We start from the raw sequence: 19569 nt of genomic DNA, 5'->3' as shown, positions 1-19569 counted from the left end.
TGAGCTCTCCTGCCGCTGAAGTTATCATACTGCCGGTCACATTCGTCGACGGGACAAACTCCTGCAATTTGGAAAAATTCCCATCGATTCATCTAGTCTGAGAAGACTGGCATCTCCGGCGTCGCCGCAATCAGGCCTCGTGTGTACTCATCTCGCGGAGCTTCGCAGACTTTTTCGCAATCGCCATATTCCACCACCCGGCCACGCTGCATCACAGCGACACGGTCGCAGAGATAGCGCACCAGGGGCATTGAGTGCGAGATGAATAAATAAGTCAGGCCATACTTTCGCTGAAGTTCCCGTAGGAGGTTCACTACCTGTGCCCCGACCGAGACATCCAGCGCACTCACCGGCTCATCGAGCACCAAAAACTCCGGACGCAGCGCCAGCGCACGCGCAATGTTGATCCGTTGCCGCTGGCCGCCGCTGAACTCATGCGGATAACGTTCCAGCGCCGAGGCGTCAAGCCCTACTTCGCGCAACATTACCTCCAGATGGTCTTTGGTTGCCGAATGTTGCTCCCCGTGAATCGCAAATGGCTCAGCCAGAATCTCGCGCACCTTCATGCGCGGATTCAGCGCGGCGTAGGGGTCCTGAAAGACAATTTGCATCCGGCGACGCATCCCTCGCATGTCGCGCGAGCCGATTGCGAGCAACTCGACGCCATCGTACCGGACCACTCCTGCCGTGGGCTCGATCAAACGAAGCAGCATCCGCGCTACGGTGCTCTTGCCCGAGCCGGATTCTCCTACGAGCCCCATGGTCTCGCCCCGGCGAATGGCAAACGAAACGTCATCAACGACCCGCACGGTATCGCCGCCGCGCGCATACTCCTTCACCAAACCGCGTGCCTCCACCAGCAGTCCCGGATCGGTCGCTATCGCATCTGTTGACATAGCCGGATGGTAGCATCGAAATTCAGGAGCATGACTGGCAGATGACAGCATCTACCGCACCCCTCGCAGGTAAAACCGCACTTGTTACCGGAGCCAGTGCCGGCATAGGCTGGGCGACAGCAATCGCCCTTGCCCATCAAGGGGCCAATCTTGTCGTCACCGCTCGTCGCGAAGAGCGCCTTCGCCAGCTCTGCGCGGAGATCGAGGCTCTTGGCACGAAGGCTGTCTTCTATGCCGGAGACGCGGCCGAAGAGAACACCGCCAGCCAGTCTATTGCGCTTGCCATCGCTAACTTCGGCCATCTGGACATCGTCATCAACAACGCCGGCGCAGGAAACTACAAAAACCTCATAGACACCTCCGTTGAAGAATATGACTCCCTGATGGACGCCAATATGAAGTCCGGCTTCCTCTTCTCGCGTTTCGCCGCTCCGCTGTTCATTGAGCAGAAAAGTGGGACCATTCTTTTCATCTCGTCAGTAGCCGGGCTGCAAGGAATCGGCGGCGAGGCAGTCTACTGCGCCAGCAAGTTTGCGCAGATAGGCTTCGCACAATCGCTTGACGCCGAACTCCGCAAGCACGGCATCAAGGTGGGTTCGATCTGCCCGGGAGGCGTCAAATCCGAGTTCGGACTGGGACGCGGCCGCACCGAAGAGTACATTCGCAGCTCTCACATGATGGAGCCTCAGGAAGTCGCCGAAGCTATTGTCTTCGCGTGCCTCCAGCCGCCAAATGTCCGCATCCCGCAGATGACCGTCCGCCACATGGGTTGAACACCGCCTAGACTATTCACCGGATTTCGTGGCACCGCTCGATTTCAGCTTGTAGCCAGTGAAAACAGCCCCTTAAGATCCATGGCCGAGTCCGACTGAACCCCCCGGGGCAACGAGGGAGAGATCACCAGTGCTTGGCTATGGCCCTCAAACCATACGAGGAAGGATGATTGCTCTGCTCCCGCTAACCGCTGCTGATTAATCCACTGATAGTAGGCCGCCATATCCGCATCGACAAGGGAGCCGGCGAGGTCTAACTCAGGATTCGCATTGGGGCTGGAGAGTAATTCATTCATCGGCCTCTGCCTTTGCCGGGGGGCGAAACGTACCAAGAGAGTGAGTGGCTGGGCTCGCCGCAGTGCCTCGCGAGCTGTCCACTGGGCGAATGTCGTGCTGAAGATCTGGGTGCCGGAGCCTTCGGTGAACAACTTTACCTGAAAGCGATCGAGGACCGTGTCCCCGGCCTTGTCCATACCCAGATCGGCAGGTAACAACCGCGCCAAGTTGGAGCGCAACTCCTCAGGCCCCATGCCAGGACGTGCAATCTCGGCCTGCATGTACTTGAGCAGATTGGCACGCACGGGTTCCAGAGCCTGGTAGTTTACGTTTGTGAGCGATGGGGTTTGTCGCGCTGCGGCTCCTCCGTCTACGTACCAATGGCCATAGGCGATGGGATGCGATTTCGCCCGCGCTTCCACCCCGGCAAGAAGGAGATCGAGGCCGTCGTCCGGCTTGATCTGACTAAAGTAGGCGCCTTGTGCGCGGAGATTGCGAAATAGCGGAGCATCATAGGAAGCGACACCCTGTCCGATCACTGCAACTCCGAGTCTGCGCATCGGAAGCGGCTCGATGGGAAGCGCAGACCGCAGGCGATCTCCATAGTCCATCGCAGCCCGGCTGAAGGCATCGAGCTGGTGAGTGGCCCAGAGATATGCCGATTCCTGTTCCATAAACTGAGCGGGACGATTAACCCAGTCGAATCGCTCCAGACTTGACGAAAGGGACAGCATGAAGAACGGATGAAACCACTCTGCGATCTGCGCGGAGGAAAGAGACCTGATGTTGGCGAGTTCCTTATCAATCTCAGCTCGCTCGGCGGGGAACTTGAAGTCGTATTCGATGACTTCGCGCAACAGCGCAGCTAGAAAGCTAAGTGGAAGCTGTTGAAATGCCGCCAAGCTGGCCACAGCCAGTTTCCTTGCCTGGGGAGGATACCCGGCGAACTGATCGGCTTGGAGATTTCGTGGCAGCATAACTACAGAAGTTCCTTTATTGGCTTGCCTTGCGCTTGTGCAGCGGAGAATCCCATGATGGCACCGATACTAGGGACCAGATCGATGGACTGCACTGGGTTGTCGTATACCACGCCGGGGCGGACGCCTGCACCGAGGGCCATCATCCATGTGGTGCGAGAAGCCGCGTCGCCTGTACGGTGATGTTGAAATCCATTGCCGCCAGAGTCCTGGTCGGAGTCTCGTCCAAAATCGGGCAGGATGAGAAGTGTCGTGTTTCCGGCGTATTCCGGCTCCTCCTGCACGGCTTTCCAGAGTTCGGCACAGAGCCGGTCTGTACGACGGATTGCATCGACGTAGAGGGAATAGGCGCCGGAATGCGCTACATCGATATCGTGCATGGTGATCCATAGAAGACTCGGCGATTCCTGCCGCATCAGCCGCCTGGCAATGTATACCGATAGTTCGTCAGGGCTCGCCAGCATCGTTGCATGCGCTTTGAAGTCATCGACGGAAAGCTTCAAGATCGTATCGAGTTGCTGCAGTTCGAACTCACCGCCTCCAATCTGCGGCGCGTAGAGAGGAGTTTCGTAGTTGTCATGCAGCAGGTGGCCATAATCCACGTTCGAGCCGGAGGTTGCCGCACTCAGCAGATGCTTTGGCAAGATGACTCTGGCTCCTAGCCCCGGTCCGTAAGAACGGCAATCGCTCTCGCCAATCCGGTTGAAACCGTTGCTCGGTGCAACGACCCATGCATCCGAGACGGGTCGTCTGAGGTCTTTGCGAAAGTACTCGAAGACCGTAGGGTGTTCTGGCGGCACGGCGGAGAAGTTATTGAGAGTTTCGTAGACCCCGGTCGCCAGACTGGCGGTTGCCACGTAATGCCCGAGAATCCCATGGTTTGTAACCTGCGTGAAGAAACTCGACTGCGGAATGAGTTCGCCGAGCATGTGCGGAATATTAATCTGACCCTCTGGCGCGAAGGTCTCCTGATCGCGGGCGCCCCCGCCAAAGGTGATGACGATGACTTTCCGTTTCTTGGCCACAGTCGCCGCATGCACAAAAGGGCTTGCGCCCATTAGCGATGCTCCAAGAGTCAACCCAGCCGCATCGCGCAGGAAATCACGTCTGGTGCGACCAAGATGGCGGGCAATTTCCTGTGAACTGAGCGTCCTCATGTCCGGGGCTTGCGGCATCGATGATCTGCGGAATAAGGATTGGCCCATCAAATCTCCCTGTTGCTCATCTTCGGCTTCATTTCAAACACCTGCTGGAACCTGATCAGTCTCTTCCCACGAACGCCTTTTGAAATCAAGGCTTAGCGGAAGGCGCAGGCTTTGAGGAATAAACAAACTGCTTTACCTCTGCGCGCTCCTTGTCAACTTCGGCCATGTGTTGTGCCCGGAGCTTCTGGTAAACGGCGAACTCGGTCTGGGCGCGATCTTTTTGCCCAATGTGAACATAGTCTGTTCCCAGGCGGTAATGGGCGTCGGGAAGATTTGGATTCAGTTCGAGCGCACGGACATACTCCGGAATCGACTTCTCAAACTGACGCTGGTCGGCGTACAGATTGCCCAACTGCATGTGGGCTTCGGGGATGGAGCCGTTGAGCGCTATCGACTTCTTTAGCAGCGACTCCACCTCTTGGAAGTTCAGGCCGGAGCCTTCAGCGCGTTTCCCCTTCCACAAACTCATCGCGTAATAATACTGCGCCAACGCATTGTTGGGCTCAAGCGCAGCGTAACGTCGGAACCGCTGGATGACCTCGTCAGCCTGGCTCGGAGAACTGTCATACGACTTGGATAGAAACAGGTAGCACCTGGGGTCGGAGGGATTGAGATCGGCAGCCGTGAGTAAGGCTTTCACTGCATCCTCATATAGCCCTCGCGCGTAGAGCGACATGCCAAGTCCGATCATCAGGCGTGGCGAATTCGGATAGCGCTGGGCAGCCGACCGGAACACTTCGATTGCCGGCTCGTAGGTCCGGTGCAAAAGAAGCTCGCTTGCCCAGTCAAACAGATTGTCTTCGCTGGGATCCATATGAGCGGCGGTCTCGAACTCATTCGCCGCCGCCACGAATTGACCATCTTTCTCCTCGATCTGGGCCAGAAGATTATGAAGCTCGCCGGTATTCTTTTTTTGCAGGAGGCTTTGGACAAGCTCCCGTGCCTCAGCGAGCTGTCCGGTGAGCAGGTCGGCAGTTGCGAGGTCGTAGCCATTGTCGTAGGAGGAAGGATCAATTCGCTGCGCCCGTGCGAGCAATGGGCGCGCTTCTGAGATCTTTCCAGACTTGATATAGAACTCACCTAAATTGTGATTTGTCGTGTACTCATGGGGCGCCAGAGTGAGCGCTTTTTGGAGTTGCTCCCCAGCTAACTGTGGGCTTCCAGAACGGGACAGGCTGGCTGCCAGATTTGTCCTCGCAGGGGCCGAATTCGGCTTCAACCGAACCGCTGCTTCCAAGTGGACGATGGCTTTTGCATCGTCGGACATCGAGGCGTAAATCAGGCCGAGGAGTTCCTGAGCTTCAAAGTTGTTTGATACGTGCGGCAATAGATCTTCTAGTTCGGCGGCCGCCTCTGGCAACTGTCCGGCGTCGTAATGCGCCACAGCAGACTGAAACTGGCGATCCAGCTTCTGCTGCGGATTGTCTTCCGCTGCCGCGAATGTTGCCCAGACCAACATCGGACAAAGTATCGCCCGTCGGCACCAGGCCTTTCTGCTCACAATCCGCCTCCATGATCGCCGCGTGAGCAAAGCGCTCCACCAAATAATAAACCCCGAAAAGGTTCCCTCGCGGGAATGCCTCTCCGGGGTGTTTTCATCCTGCCTTAGTAGTACAGCTTGAGGGCGAACTGAATCTGTCGCGGATCGTAGGGAGCATCACGTGTAGACCCAATTTCGCCGAAGTTGGCGTTGGTAAAGTTGCCGGAACCGGAGATGGCCACAACTCCGTTCCCACCGAAGTTCGGTGCGTTGAAGTTCGGATGGTTGAGGATGTTGAAGAACTCAGTCCGGAATTGCATGGAGAACCTGTCGTTGATCTGGATTGCCTTGAACAACGAGAAGTCCAGACGATGGAATCCAGGACCGAACGTGTTTGGTCCGGCGAAACCAAGAACCGCGCTGCCGGTAGAAGGGATGCAACCAGCGGGCGAGTCTGGAATTGGACCGTTGGGGCCTAGCTGGCAGGGCTGCTGAAATGCCTTGACATTGCCGAACCAGTTAAGCTTTCCTTGCGAGTCGGTATGGAGACCCAGCTTCTGGCTCTGGCCCGCAACACGGACATCGTTGCAGTTCGTTCCCGCCGTTGTACCGGTAGGACAGCTGAGAGTGATAGGCTGGCCACCCTGAAGCGTGGCGATCCAGTTTGCCGACCATCCTCCAATGACAGCATCGACTGCCTTGCTCGATGTTCCGAGGAAGCGCTTGTTTTTGCCGACTGGAAGTTCATATCCGCCGCTGAAGTGCAGTACCTGGCGGATATCGAAGTCAGCCAGACCCCAGTCAAACATCGGGCCAAGACCAGGAACGGAGGGTGCGCGATACCCGCCTACGCTTCCGCCATTCAGCAGGTCACCTGCATCCGAAAGTGTCTTGGAGTAGGTGTAGGCGAAGAGGAAGGTGAGACCATTCGAGAATTGTTGTTCGATCTTGGTTTGCAGTCCGTTGTAATCACTTTGCCCGATGGTGGCCTGATAGCTGGAACCGGATGAGAAGTCAGGGAACGGAATGGTACCGCCAGCCCCTGGATGTGCAAGATTTGTAGTGCTTGTACCTTGGGGCAGGATTGCGGTGACATTATTCTGGCCAATTCCGGCTTGGAGATATTTGCCCTGAGTAAAGACATAGGCTGCCTGTACGGACAAGGAAGGCGTTAGCGAGTATTGCAGCGTGAAATTCGTGCTCAATGTACGAGGGGTTTGGTATTGAAATTGAAGACCTTGCAGACCCAAACCTTGAGCATTCACAGCCGTCGGCGTGAATTGCACGCAGGAGAGACCGGCGCCCATGGTTGCAGTTGAACCTGGACCCGCGGTGGGGCAGCCCGCCCACGGAGTGTTGTAGCTGATGGGAGAAACAGTTTGCAGTCCGGGATTAGTACCAGCCGTCTGCGGTGTGTAGGTGAAGTTGAAGACGAATGGATAGTTTTCACCAATATTCGGACCGTATCCCTGGTTTTCAAATGCGTTGTAGAAGAAGCCAAAGCCGCCGCGTGCGACAAACCTTGGGGTGATCTGGTAGGCGAAGCCGACACGCGGCGCAAAGTTGGTCTTCTGCATCTTTACCAATCCCTGGCCGTATCTGTCCGTTTGTTCCAGTTGGATTCCATCCTTCGCCAGCAAGGTGGTAAAGCTGGTGGACAGGCTCCGATTGTCCTTTCCGGAGGCCGGAATGAGGTAGGTCGGAACTCCATTTGGTGGACCTGACTGCGCAAAGTTGGCTTGGCCGCCGTTGGTCTCGTCGATCGGCCCGAAGTAGTCCCAACGCAGCCCCAGATTGAGTGTCAACTTGGAGTTGACCTTCCAATCGTCCTGGAAGTACGAAGCGAAGTAGATCTTCGCATCATAGGTCTTGTTGATGTTGGAGGCGTTGATTGAGTCGGAGCCACCGGAGAAGTTCACTCCATTGGGGACAGTCGATGCTGTCGGAGTGAGCAGGAATTGTGCACGTCCAGTTCCGCCGTTATTTTGCTGCGGAATATCGGTGTACTGGCCGTTGTAGTCAAAGTTGCCACGAGAATACGCCGGCTGTAAGGTCGAAAATTTTACATGCTGGGATTCGACGCCACCTTTGAAAGTGTGCGACTTCCAGATCTTGGTCAAGTCGTCCGTAATCTGAAGAGTCTGGCTGATCTCATCGGACGGCAGGAAAGCGTTGCTGCCAAGGGTTGACAGCCCATTGATGGCGATGGAGGGAAGACCGCCGTTTTCAGCGAATTGAGGAATACCTTGGATCCCGTACTGTGCCGGGATGCCACTCTGATTGCCTACAGGACCAAAGCGGGTGGTGTGAAGGTGGTTGAATCCGACACGCAACACATTAATCGTCTCTGGCGTGAAGACGTGAGTATATCCAAAGGCAGACTGATTCGACTTGGCAGTCTGGAGCCCCTGCTGGAATCCACCGCCGTCCGCGACACCACCGAAGATACCCGGGATATATTGAGGATCGTCCACGTAGCTGAAGCGAAAGAAGACCTGGTCCTTCTGGGTCGGGTTGACGTCGACACGAGTATCAAATGCGTTGCGATGTTCGAAGAGGTGGGGACTGGTGGCGTAGTTCGACGAGAAGGAGCTGCTGGTCGGTGCCGGGTAGAGGCTCAACAGCTTGAGCGCTACGGGATCCAGCCGACCTTGTGGAAGTTGATTCAGGCCGCAGGTGGCAAGGGTGAAGGTCGTTGTGCTGGCAGGGCAAGTTCCAAAGGGATCGCGAACATAGCCTGTCTTTGGTGCAGAGATACCAGAGACCGGATCCACCTGGCCTGCGGTAACGGCACGAGTCGTTGCTGGATCGAGGATCGTACCCTTTGGAATCGAACGGCCAAGACTATCGACCTGGGCAGCGGCGCTGGACTGCGAAGTGATCATGTCGGAGAGGTTTTGGAAGCCACTGCTCACTTCGGCTGTGGTTGGTACGGTGCCGGTTGAAACTGTTCCCTGGACTCGGCGGAGACCCTCATAGTCGCCGAAGAAGAAGACTTTGTTCTTGATGATCGGGCCGCCGATAGAGGCTCCGAATTGGTTTTGCCGCAAGACGCCCTTTTTGATTCCGGCGTTATCTTCAAACCAGTCGGCGGCATCGAGCTTGTCGTTGCGGAAAAATTCCCACGCGGCACCATGAAAGCTGTTAGTACCAGACTTGATGGTTGCGTTGAGGACAGCGCCGGCGGAACGCCCCAGCTCAGCGCTGAAGTCCGCAGTCTGAACTTTGAATTCCGCAATAGCATCCACTGGGGGGAGAACAATGAAATTGGTACCGTTCAAGAAGTCTACTGCGTTGGAGTTATTGTCAATACCATCGAGCAGGTAGTTGTTCTGAGCAGGGCGCAGACCATTGGCCGAGAAGGCTCCTGAGGCCGCGTTACCGCGCGTATCGGCCTGTGGCGTTTGCGTGCCGGCTCCCAGCTGCGCGAGGAAGGTAAAGTTGCGGCCATTGAGCGGAAGGTCATTGACACTCTTCTCGGTAATCACCTGGCCGACGGACGCGCCATCGGTCTGAAGAGTTGGCGGGGCAGTGGTCACTTCGACGGTCTCGGTCGCGGCGCCCAACTTGAGTTGAACGTTTACTTGCAGGCTTTGCGCAACGTTTACCGTAATGTTCTGCTGGGTTGTCTTCGCAAAACCCTGAGCGGTGACGGTAACGGAGTAGTGACCGATTCTGATGGGAGAAAAGGAGTATGTACCGTTATTGTTCGTCGTGCTCTTGAGGTTTAGACCCACATCCGTATTTACGAGGGTAACGGTGGCGTCTGGCACGACAGCGCCGGTGGTGTCGGTCACGGTTCCGGTAATGGAGCCTTCATCTACCTGGGCTGCTGCGTAGTTTGTCGAGACCAGGAGAAAGCAAAAGCACGCGAGTGCTATCGAGCCATATTTCCTTAGCCATTTGAGGGTGTTGCGGTCAGAAGCCATCCTAATGTCCTCCAAATTCGTCACTTATTTCGGTCCATTGCATTTTCTTTTTAGTTATCTGGTCGTCGCGGAAAAGGGGCCCTGGTGTTTCGCTACTTGTAAGCGGTTACAGGTTGTGTGACTGCAAACATTAGTACGTAATGCCAATTCCTGTCAACTAAAATGTTTGAATCGATTTCAACCAATAGTTTGAGGTAATCCGAACGAACAGCGCGAGTCATCTTGCGCGAGAGCTTTGCAGCAGGTTGATGGAATACGGGGGGATTGGAGCGGGTGATATTCTGCGGGCATCTTGCCTGCTTCGGGGCCCCCTGAGAATCATGTCCGATCAAAACAAAGAAAAACCGTTGCTCTCCCGAAGAACCCTACTCAAGAGCGTAGGCTTTGCTCCGCTGCTTCTCCGTCCGGCCCCGTTTTTTGGGTCATCGTTTCTGCTTGGCTCTTCCCGCGTCGCCTCAGAGCGGCAATCCGCTTTCCCTTTCACGGATGTCCGTTTCAAGCCTCACTATCCGACGAAATCTTCTTTGGCAGACATCCTTCGCCTGGTAGCTCCCGGTTCAGATGAGTACGCCACTGAGAAGTACGCCTTCGAGGTCGATACGCTACTCCAGGAATGGAGCCGATCTCTGAAGGCGTCCGTTCACGACCTTTCAGGCACGCTGAAGTTGCTTTCCTCCACGATCGAGGCTTCATCGCTCAGCCCCGTCAAGGAAATCTCGCTGCGCTCGGGGTACGGGATCGACGTGACGAAGAGGCAGTTCGGGGCTGCAGGACCTTCCGAACCTACGCGATTTCTAAAGGAGTTCCAGACCTGGCTCGGGGAGGCCTCAAAGGTCGAGACGGCGGAGTTCGAGATTTATGAAATCGATGAGATTACCAGCGTCCCCCTTACGATGCAACTGCAAATTCGATATGACATCGTTGCAATCCGTAGAGATGCTCGACGCGAAGAGCGGGTCGGGTCTTGGCGGACCGAATGGTCGCGCATTGAACCGGATGGCTGGAAGGTGCAGAAGTGGGAAGCGACCGAGGAAATACTGAGCGTCGGAGCCGGAACCGGATTTCTGGACGTGACCGCCCAGGCTCTCGGCGATGCCGAATCGTACAAAAGCCAGATGCTTCACGGGGCCGATCATTGGCGAACGATTCTGGATGGTGCCTGTGGCATCGACATTTATGGAAACAATGGTGTCGCGATAGGCGATTACGACAATGACGGATTCGATGATTTCTACGTCTGCCAGCCTGCAGGATTGCCCAACCGTCTTTATCGCAATCGAGGCGACGGGACGTTTGAAGATGTCACGGATAAGGCTGGGGTGGGTGCGCTCGACAATACGGCGTGTGCTTTGTTTGCGGACTTCGATAACCGAGGACGCCAGGACCTTCTGGTGGTTTGCGGCAGCGGTCCTCTACTGTTCTTGAATCAAGGAGACGGAACGTTTTCGCTCAAGCGCAACGCCTTCAAGTTTGCCCGTCCTCCTCAGGGAACGTTCACCCACGCAGCGGTAGCTGACTACGACGGCGACGGACGCCTCGACATTTTCTTCTGCACCTACATGTACTATCTGGGGCTGGACCAGTATCACTACCCTGTTCCCTACTACGATGCGCGCAATGGCCCGCCAAACTGTCTACTCCACAACGAAGGAAATGGACAATTTGTAGAGACAACCGAAGCGGCAGGCTTGAACGCAGACAACGACCGGTATAGCTTTGCATGTGCCTGGGGGGATTCGAACTCCAACGGTCACCCCGATCTTTGCATCGCCAACGACTTCGGAAGTTCTCAGCTCTACCGCAATAACGGTGATGGGACGTTTACCGTCGCCTCGAAGGAGTCGCACATTGAAGATGTGGGCGCGGGAATGAGCGCGTGTTGGTCCGATTTCGATAACGACGGGCACCAGGACATCTACATCACGAGCATGTGGGAAGCTGCCGGTCAGAGGGTTTCGGACCAAGGGCAGTTTCATCAGGGGACGCCGCAAAGCATCCGCGCGCTGTACCAGCGTCATGCACGAGGGAATGCTCTTTATCAAAACGAAGGCGATGGGACGTTCAAAAACGTGGGACAGCAGGTTGGCGTGGCGATGGGGCGATGGTCGTGGTCGGCGGATTTCTGGGACTTCGATCACGATGGCTACTCGGACCTCTATGTCACGAACGGCTATATCTCCGCAATCGACCGGAACGATATTGCAAGCTTTTTCTGGCGGCAGGTCGTGGCAAAATCTCCCGAGGATGCGACGCCTTCGCTGGCTTACGAGCGTGGATGGAATGCCATTAATGAATTGATCCGGGCGGACAGTTCATGGAACGCATACGAAAGAAATGTCGTGTTTGCGAACAATCGCGATGGCACTTTCTCCGAGGTTTCTGGCATAGTAGGTCTGGATTTTCTTGAGGACAGCCGCTCCTTTGCGCTGGCCGATATAGACCATGACGGGAGGCTGGAGGTCATCCTCAAGAACCGCAACGCTCCCCAGCTACGGGTCTTGCACAATGCGATGAAGGAGCTAGGCGACTCAATCGCCTTCCGGCTACGAGGACATAAAAGCAACCGCGATGCCATCGGAGCTGCAATTACCGTCGAGACAGGCACCATTACCCAGACAAAGTATCTGCAGGCAGGGTCGGGATTTCTTGCGCAACACTCCAAGGAAGTGTTCTTTGGAGTCGGAAGGCCGCAGGGAACGCTGAGAGCGAAGGTCCGCTGGCCGAGCGGACTTGTTCAGCAATTTGAATCGCTGCCGGTCAATCATCGCATCGAGATTGAAGAAGACAATCCTTCGTTCGCAGCCAAAGCCTTTATTGCGGCGCCTCAGGCCTATGCGAAAGCGGAGCCGCCGCCGACGCTGGCGCAATTACCTTCTCAGGTCGAGACGTGGCTGATTACTCCACTGAAGGCCCCGGAATTTTCATTGCCTGATCTTGCAGGCAACACGCGGGAGCTTCGGCAGTTCCGAGGGAGCTTCGTTCTACTCAATTTTTGGGCGACGATAGCGCCACTCTGCCGCGAGCAACTACGCGGTCTTCAGCAACACCGAGCGGCCTTCGTGGCTGCGCCTCTGGAGATTGTTGCGGTGAACATCGACGACGCAACGGGCACCCCAACTGCGCGATCGATGGCAGCAGAGGAGAAGCTGTCCTTTCCTGTGGTCTTTGCGACAGAAGAAGTGGCCGGGATCTACAACATCATCTATCGATATCTGTTTGACCGCCGCAGGGACCTTGCCATTCCTACGTCTTTTCTGCTCGACGGGGAGGGCATGATCGTGAAGGTGTACCAGGGGCCCATCGATCCCACGCGCGTGTTGGCGGATATGAGGGCTGCTCCGAAGACGGCAGCCGAGCGGAGGCAGCGTGCCATTCCATTGAAAGGCGAGCTCTTCCAGGGCTCATTCCAACGCAACGACTTTACGTATGGGGTGGCGCTATTTCAGCATGGGTATCTCGATCAGGCGGCCGAATCTTTTCAACAAGTGATTGCTTCCAAACCGAACGATCCTGAGGGGTATTACAACCTGGGCACACTCAACCTGCGCAGGAATAATTTTGAACAGGCGCGACCCTATCTGGAGCAGGCGTTGAAGCTTCGTCCTAACTATCCGGAGGCATGGAGCAACCTAGGGATGATGTCCGCGCAGGAGGGACATCCTGCGGATGCCATCAAGAACTTTCAGCAGGCGCTCCTGTTACGGCCTGACTACGAGATTGCGCTGCTCAATCTGGGGAACGTCTACCGGCGGCAGGGAGCCTTTGAAAAGGCAGAAGAGTGCCTAAGCCACGCACTTAAAATCCAACCTGATGATCCCGAAGTTAGCTACAGTCTTGGGATGCTTAATGCACAGCAGAACCAACTGCAAGCTGCGGCAGGTTATCTGCAAAAAGCGATTGAGCTTCGTCCGGGATATCCCGAAGCCCTGAACAACCTTGGCATCATCTTCGTGCGACTTCAGAATTACGAGAACGCAGAGGAACAATTCAAGACTGGGATCAAACTTGCGCCCAACAATGATCAGGCTTATCTAAATCTGGCTCGCCTGTATGCAATGCGCAGCGATAGAGAAAAGGCCAGAGAGATTTTGCAGGAGCTTCTCCGCGTGCAACCCCAGAATCCGGAAGCGAGACAGGCACTGGAAGTATTACGATGACCGCGTCGCGGGATTATTTTAACCAAGGTAGAAGAGTTGATATTCGCGCCTTATTTTCGAAGTTAGACCGGAGTGGTCATGGCGGCATCAGGTAGGAGCGGCATTTTCGTTCTGCTTTTGATTCTTTCGGCTTCCGTTGCTGGCGCGATCCAAATGCCACCTAAGGCGTCTTCAACCCTGCAACCGGAGAAGTCGCTGATTCAAATCCGGGAAGATCTGCAAAGCAAGCGTACAGCGAAGGCGCTGCGGCTAGCGGCCCAACTATCAGCAGAGAAGAAGGACGATGTCCAACTGCATCTCTCACTTGGCGTCTTACTCGCTTCGGAGAAGCAATATAAGGCGGCGCAACTTGAACTGGAAAAAGCCGACGCCTTGCAGCCGGGAACTTTCGAGATACTTTTTGACCTGGGCCAAGCGGCGCTCGGAAACTACGATAACCGGAATGCGGAACTCGCACTGAGCCGTGCACTCAAATTAAAGCCCGCGTCTCCGGAGACTGAATACCTGCTGGCACAGGTCTACACGAATGAGTCACGACCACTTGATGCCCTGGATCTGCTGGTCCGGGCAAATAAGTTGGCGCCTGAGAACCCGGACATCCTTTATCTCATGGCCCGGATTAGTATGTCGCAAAAATATTATGAGGATGCGATGCCGCTGCTGGAGAAGGCAGTGCAGATTGCTCCCGCACGCACCGATCTCCGTGAAGCTCTGGGTGAGAGCTACTTCAGATCCGGCAAGATCAACAAATCCATTGAAGAGTTCGAGAAGGTGATCGAGATTGAGCCCTCGGCGCGGACCTACTCATTTCTGGGCCTTTCGCATGCGCATCTGGGAAGATTTGACGAGGCTAAACAGGACTTCCAGCATGGTCTTAAGCTGGAGCCGCACAATAATTTCTGCCAGTTCCAACTCGGTAATATCGCAAAATTACAAGGAGACTCAACGGGCGCAGAAGCCATATTCCTGAGAGTGCTCCGGTCTAATCCGGACTATCCCGATGCACTGCTGGAGTTGGCGAACATTCTCATCGAAAGCAAGAGATTCTCCGAAGCAGCCGAGTTGCTGAAGAGATATGTGAGAGTGAGCAGCAATCCATCGGCCGGATACTACAAACTGGCAATGGTGGAGAAGAGCCTGCACCAGATGGCAGCGGCAGAACAGGACCTGGCGCAGTTTCAGGCCCTTTCCAAAGACGCTTCCATCGCTGCTCATCCTTACGATCATCTCTTCGATTACCTTGATAATCGCGCGAAACTTGATCCTCGCGCACAAGTACAACAAGATCTGGCTGCGCTGGGTGAGCAGATCAAACTGCATCCCGATCAACCTGAGCTTTTGTATGCCCTTGCTGAGGCATATCTGAAGGCGGGTAAGGTTGACGACGCCAGGAACACGATTGCTCGGCTTGAACAGGAACGGCCGGGAGACTCCAGAACTTTGACGGGAGACGGGGTCTTGCTGGCACAGTATGGCTTGTATGACGATGCCATCCAGCATTTCCAGGCGGCATTGCAAGTAAAGCCGGGAGCCGACGACGTAAGCTTCGATCTCGCAGACGCTTACTTCCGCAGAGGACGCTACTCCGAAGCATTAGACGCTGCCATGCAGGTCTCAGAGGAAGGCCGTAAGGATGAATCCTACCTTGCGCTATTGGGTGACATTTACGCTCATCAGGGCGATAACGCACGAGCGGAGGAGATATATCGCGACGCTATCGCACGAAACCCTGACAACGATCAGGATTATCTTTCTCTGGCGCTTCTTGAGTTGCACGAGAACAACATTTCAGAAGCGAAGGAGACTCTGCTGAAGGGGCAGGCGCGGATTCCGGGATCAGGAAAGATTATCTGGGGTTTAGGACTGACTTCCGCATTGGAAGGCAATACGGCGACCGCAACACGTCAGTTAGAGCGCGCCGTAGAGATGCTGCCCGAGTGGCCAGGAAGCTATTCAACGCTGGGAGTCTTCTACTACCAGACCGGTCAGATCGCCAAAGCTAAAGAAGTGTTAGACCGCTTCAAGAACAGCAATGCAAGAGGTGGTCTGGACATAAACCGGATCGAAGCAGTGCTGGCGCGGACCCCGGAAGCCCCTCCAATCGGCGACGAGCCGTTGTCGAATGCGAAGAGGGCGCAATTGCTCCAACTTGCGCTTTTTCTTGCCGACAAGACGATGTGAATACTCGATTGGAAGCAGAGATGATTGGCTTACGGGTTAGATCTCCGCACCATGTGGGTGACGAAGCTCTCGCTATAATTGCACCCATCTATGATCTTTCCGCGACGCCGCTTCATCGGGTCTTCCCTCTTCCTGCTTGGCAGTGCACTGACCGACGCACTTACGACTCCGCTTTGGCGATGGAAGCATCCCTTAACCGTGGAAGCAGCGGCTTCAAATTCGGCGGTCTCTCAGGTTCAATTTTTGGATGTGGCCCAGCAAGCTGGGCTCAACGTCCCCAACGTATGGGGCGGCATCGAGCATAAACGCTCAATCATTGAGACGAAAGGGAGCGGCATCGCTTTCTTCGACTACGACAATGATGGCTGGCTGGACATCTATCTGACCAATGGCAACCGGCTTGATGCGACCTGGCCGCCCGGGAAGGCTCCGATCTCGCATCTGTATAAGAACAATCGCGACGGCACGTTTACCGATGTTACAGAGGGATCTGGGCTCGGAATTACGGGGTGGCAGACCGGCGTCTGCGTGGGCGACTACAACAACGATGGATGGGACGATCTATTCTGCTGCTTTCTGGGACACAACATGCTGTTCCATAACAATGGAAATGGCACCTTTACCGATGTAACTCGCAAAGCGGGGCTCTATCAGGAGAAGGGGCGCTGGGGAGCAGGTTGTACTTTTCTTGACTATGACCGTGATGGTTATCTCGATCTGTTCGTTTGCAACTACCTCAAGCTCGACCTTAACAATATTCCCTCTGAAAGCGAGACGAATTATTGCCAATGGAAGGGCGTTCCGATCATGTGTGGGCCGCGAGGCCTTCCGGCCGACACCAATATTCTGTATCACAACAATGGCGACGGGACCTTTACCGATGTCTCCGAGCGATCAGGGATTCTGAAGCCTGGTCCGCGATACTCAATTACACCGGTGTCTTATGACTTCGACAATGATGGCTGGCCAGATATCTATGTTGCTGTGGATTCCGAGGCGAGCATTCTGTTCAAGAACAACCACGACGGCACGTTCACCGATATCGCCGTCATGGCTGGTTGCGCTTACAACGACGACGGACACGAGCAGGCCGGTATGGGCGTCGCGGTGGCCGACTATGATTGCGACGGATGGTTCGACATCTTCAAGACCAACTTTGTGGACGACACCTGCAACCTCTACCACAACAACGGCGATGGCACCTTCACCGACGTGACCTCTCCTTCAGGCATCGGAGTAAATAATCGTTACGTGGCGTGGGGGTGCGGCTTCATTGACTATGACAATGACGGCTGGCAGGACATCATTCAGATCAACGGACACGTTTATCCAGAGGTCGATCGCTACAACTTCGGCGAGACATTCAAGAATCCTCGGCTGGTCTATAAAAATCGCGGCAATGGCACCTTCCAGGATGTCTCCGCGGAGATGGGCCCAGGCATCAGCGAGCGCTTCTCCAGTCGTGGCGCGGCGTTCGGAGACTACAACAACAACGGCAACATGGATGTGCTGGTACTGAACCTGAACGATCTACCTTCGCTTCTTCGCAATGACGGAGGCAATAAGCAGAACTGGATCAAGATCAAGCTGGTGGGGACCAAGTGCAATCGCACAGCGATCGGGGCACGCGTGAGGGTTATCACTGGCAAGCATATCCAGATGGACGAGGTGCACGGCGGGACCAGTGTGATGTCGCAAAACGATCTAAGGCTTCACTTCGGCATTGGAAAGAATGACATCGTGGACCTCATCGAGGTGAAGTGGCCTACGACGCAGAAAGTGGAACACTTTCCGCAGGTCAAAGCCAACCAGATACTCACGATTCGCGAAGGCACTGGAATCACCGCTTCTTATAAGCCGAAATTGACATAGCGGATGAGTCGACGGAACTCTTTACTTTGCTACTGAACTGGCAGGTTCTCCCTGCTGGACGATAAGAAACTGTTTAATCTCTCGCCGTTGCCGTTCGGTCGCTTGGGCCTGTTGTCGCTTGATCTGGTCATGAAGCTGTAATTCCTGTTTGGCCTTTGCTGTCTGGCCGGTCCGGTCATAAGCGACGCCCAGACGATAATGGGCGTCGGCCAATTGAGGATCCGCTTCGATCGCTTTGCTGTAAAAGCCGATAGCTTGATCGAAGTTGCGTTGCGATGCCGCGAGGATTCCCAGTTGCAGGTAGGCCTCACTGCACTTCGGGTCGAGCGTTACTGCCTTCGTCAGGAGAACCTGCGCCTGTTGCACCGCCTGTTTGTCCGGCGACTGCTCCTCATGCTTCAGGAGGGACATGGCGTATAGGTAGTTAGCGATAGAACTTCCAGGCTGTTGCTGGACGAAGCGCGCCAGTTTTGGCTGGACACAGGCCAGGGTGTTGGGCGCGGCGATCTGGACCTTCCCCATGAAGATGTAGGGGCTGGGGTCCTCTGGATTCAGATCTGACGCCGCACACAGATGAAGGGCGGCTTCATCATAGCGAGCACCGGCAAAGAGCGCTGTGCCTAGCGCCGTCTGCATTCTGGCGGATTTTGGGTATGCCTCTACACCCTTGCGAAAGACCTCCTGCGCCTGCCATACGGCGCGATGCAGGAGGAGTTCAGAACCCCACCCGAAGTAATTCTGCTCACTAGGACTGAGCTTCACCGCCTGCTCATATTCGTGGACAGCCGATAATGGATCGCCCAGCTTCTCATCCACTTCACCCATCAGCCGATGCAAATTAGCGCTCTCCCGCTTTGCCAATAATTCCTGAATACGTCTCTGGGCCTTCGAGAGGTCGCCAGTTCCTTCGCAGGCCAACGCCAGGTCGTACCGATTCTGATCATTTTCGGGATCAATCCGGTAGGCACTCTCCAGCAGCGGGATAGCGTCCCCATATTTGCCCGCATGGAGATAAAGCTCGCCAAGTCGATGGTTGGCATCGAAGCTGCCGGGCGCGCTGGCAAGTGAGGAACTCAGCCTGCTCTCTGCCTCTCTCTCATCGCGGGTGGCCAAAGCGTTCGCTGCGCCGGGGTCGCTGCTTTGCGGCTTCAGCGTAGCAGTCTCATTGGCGAGAGATTCGCTGGTCCGCAAGGTGGAATCCGAACCATGCCCCCCCACGGCGGTCCAATCCGTCACTCCCGCGACCGTAAAGTTAGGCTTATCGGCGAACTGCATGGTCTGTGGTCCTGGAGCGGAGCGGGAGTTTGCAGTCAAGGCTGATACTTGAAGAACGAAATCAACCTTTTCCAGATCGCTTTCTGATGATGCGGTGACGTCGGCGGAATGACTATAGAACCCTGATTTTTCTGCGATGAGCTGATAGCTTCCAACTGAGAGAGCCGAAAACTCAAAGGCACCGGCTGCGTTGCTTTTTGTCTCCACAGGATTGGCGGAGCCCTTCCTTTCGAGACGGATAACAGCGTCGCTCACGGGTTTTCCATCGGAGCTGGAGACGGTACCCTGTATGGTCGCTCCTCGGTTCAGGGATGCTTTCTGCGCGAACGCCGCCGGAAGCAGCACAATCATAAGAGCCAGGACAGCGGGCAACATGCCGCCTAATCTCCCATCCGCCGGAGCTTTCGATGAGCGCACCGCGCAAGCGTCGAGCAGATACGAAGCTGCGAGGGAGACGAAACGAAGAATTTTGGGCGATTGGCTATTCATATTACTGACTGCAACTATACCTTTGCAGGCACCCCGTCGGGCCCGTGCTGGAGGAACTC

The 19569-nt window shown here is 55.5% G+C and carries 10 protein-coding genes; 4 read left to right on the top strand and 6 right to left on the bottom strand.

What is annotated here, in order from left to right; genetic code table 11:
- Window positions 1-92: 92 nt before the first annotated feature.
- Window positions 93-896 carry an ATP-binding cassette domain-containing protein gene (locus P4G45_RS00800; RefSeq protein WP_348267798.1) on the bottom strand — a complete coding sequence of 268 codons (804 nt, stop codon included), beginning with the start codon at window positions 894-896 and terminating at the stop codon, window positions 93-95.
- A gap of 41 nt (window positions 897-937) precedes the next feature.
- On the opposite strand from P4G45_RS00800, the gene P4G45_RS00795 reads away from it, so the two are divergent.
- Entirely contained in the window at window positions 938-1669 is a 732-nt protein-coding gene (locus P4G45_RS00795) for an SDR family oxidoreductase (protein WP_348267797.1), read from the top strand.
- 44 nt (window positions 1670-1713) lie between these two features.
- Here P4G45_RS00795 and P4G45_RS00790 read toward each other — a convergent pair whose 3' ends face one another.
- From P4G45_RS00790 to P4G45_RS00775, 4 genes are all read right to left on the bottom strand, one after another.
- Window positions 1714-2922 (bottom strand): hypothetical protein, encoded by a 1209-nt coding sequence (locus P4G45_RS00790; RefSeq protein WP_348267796.1) that lies wholly within the window; start codon window positions 2920-2922, stop codon window positions 1714-1716.
- Between the two features lie 2 nt (window positions 2923-2924).
- Window positions 2925-3980 (bottom strand): hypothetical protein, encoded by a 1056-nt coding sequence (locus P4G45_RS00785; RefSeq protein WP_348267795.1) that lies wholly within the window; start codon window positions 3978-3980, stop codon window positions 2925-2927.
- Window positions 3981-4212: 232 nt separating this feature from the next.
- Entirely contained in the window at window positions 4213-5628 is a 1416-nt protein-coding gene (locus tag P4G45_RS00780) for a tetratricopeptide repeat protein (RefSeq protein WP_348267794.1), read from the bottom strand.
- Window positions 5629-5732: 104 nt separating this feature from the next.
- Window positions 5733-9536 carry a carboxypeptidase-like regulatory domain-containing protein gene (locus tag P4G45_RS00775; protein WP_348267793.1) on the bottom strand — a complete coding sequence of 1268 codons (3804 nt, stop codon included), beginning with the start codon at window positions 9534-9536 and terminating at the stop codon, window positions 5733-5735.
- A gap of 524 nt (window positions 9537-10060) precedes the next feature.
- Between P4G45_RS00775 and P4G45_RS00770 the strand changes: the two genes are divergently transcribed.
- The 3 genes from P4G45_RS00770 to P4G45_RS00760 all read left to right on the top strand — a co-directional run bounded on the left by P4G45_RS00770 (window position 10061) and on the right by P4G45_RS00760 (window position 17746).
- On the top strand, window positions 10061-13693 hold the full coding sequence (locus P4G45_RS00770) for an FG-GAP-like repeat-containing protein (RefSeq protein WP_348267792.1): 3633 nt from the start codon (window positions 10061-10063) through the stop codon (window positions 13691-13693).
- 153 nt (window positions 13694-13846) lie between these two features.
- Window positions 13847-15874, top strand: coding sequence for a tetratricopeptide repeat protein (locus P4G45_RS00765; RefSeq protein WP_348267791.1), 2028 nt, complete (start codon window positions 13847-13849; stop codon window positions 15872-15874).
- A gap of 90 nt (window positions 15875-15964) precedes the next feature.
- Window positions 15965-17746 (top strand): CRTAC1 family protein, encoded by a 1782-nt coding sequence (locus P4G45_RS00760; RefSeq protein ID WP_348267790.1) that lies wholly within the window; start codon window positions 15965-15967, stop codon window positions 17744-17746.
- A 21-nt stretch (window positions 17747-17767) separates the two neighbouring features.
- Here the strand turns inward: P4G45_RS00760 and P4G45_RS00755 are convergent, their stop codons facing one another.
- Window positions 17768-19510, bottom strand: coding sequence for a tetratricopeptide repeat protein (locus P4G45_RS00755; RefSeq protein WP_348267789.1), 1743 nt, complete (start codon window positions 19508-19510; stop codon window positions 17768-17770).
- Window positions 19511-19569: the final 59 nt, after the last annotated feature.

Source organism: Edaphobacter paludis, assembly GCF_039993895.1.
Taxonomy (GTDB): Bacteria; Acidobacteriota; Terriglobia; order Terriglobales; family Acidobacteriaceae; genus Edaphobacter; species Edaphobacter paludis.
This window is presented reverse-complemented; position numbering and strand designations above follow the sequence as displayed.

What these genes read in the sequence shown, in the direction of transcription:
- P4G45_RS00775 (WP_348267793.1), bottom strand. Translation starts at nt 9,536, where the DNA reads ATGGCTTCTGACCGCAACACCCTCAAATGGCTAAGGAAATATGGCTCG.
- P4G45_RS00795 (WP_348267797.1), top strand. Translation starts at nt 938, where the DNA reads ATGACAGCATCTACCGCACCCCTCGCAGGTAAAACCGCACTTGTTACC.
- P4G45_RS00755 (WP_348267789.1), bottom strand. Translation starts at nt 19,510, where the DNA reads ATGAATAGCCAATCGCCCAAAATTCTTCGTTTCGTCTCCCTCGCAGCT.
- P4G45_RS00800 (WP_348267798.1), bottom strand. Translation starts at nt 896, where the DNA reads ATGTCAACAGATGCGATAGCGACCGATCCGGGACTGCTGGTGGAGGCA.
- P4G45_RS00790 (WP_348267796.1), bottom strand. Translation starts at nt 2,922, where the DNA reads ATGCTGCCACGAAATCTCCAAGCCGATCAGTTCGCCGGGTATCCTCCC.
- P4G45_RS00765 (WP_348267791.1), top strand. Translation starts at nt 13,847, where the DNA reads ATGCCACCTAAGGCGTCTTCAACCCTGCAACCGGAGAAGTCGCTGATT.
- P4G45_RS00785 (WP_348267795.1), bottom strand. Translation starts at nt 3,980, where the DNA reads ATGGGCGCAAGCCCTTTTGTGCATGCGGCGACTGTGGCCAAGAAACGG.
- P4G45_RS00760 (WP_348267790.1), top strand. Translation starts at nt 15,965, where the DNA reads ATGATCTTTCCGCGACGCCGCTTCATCGGGTCTTCCCTCTTCCTGCTT.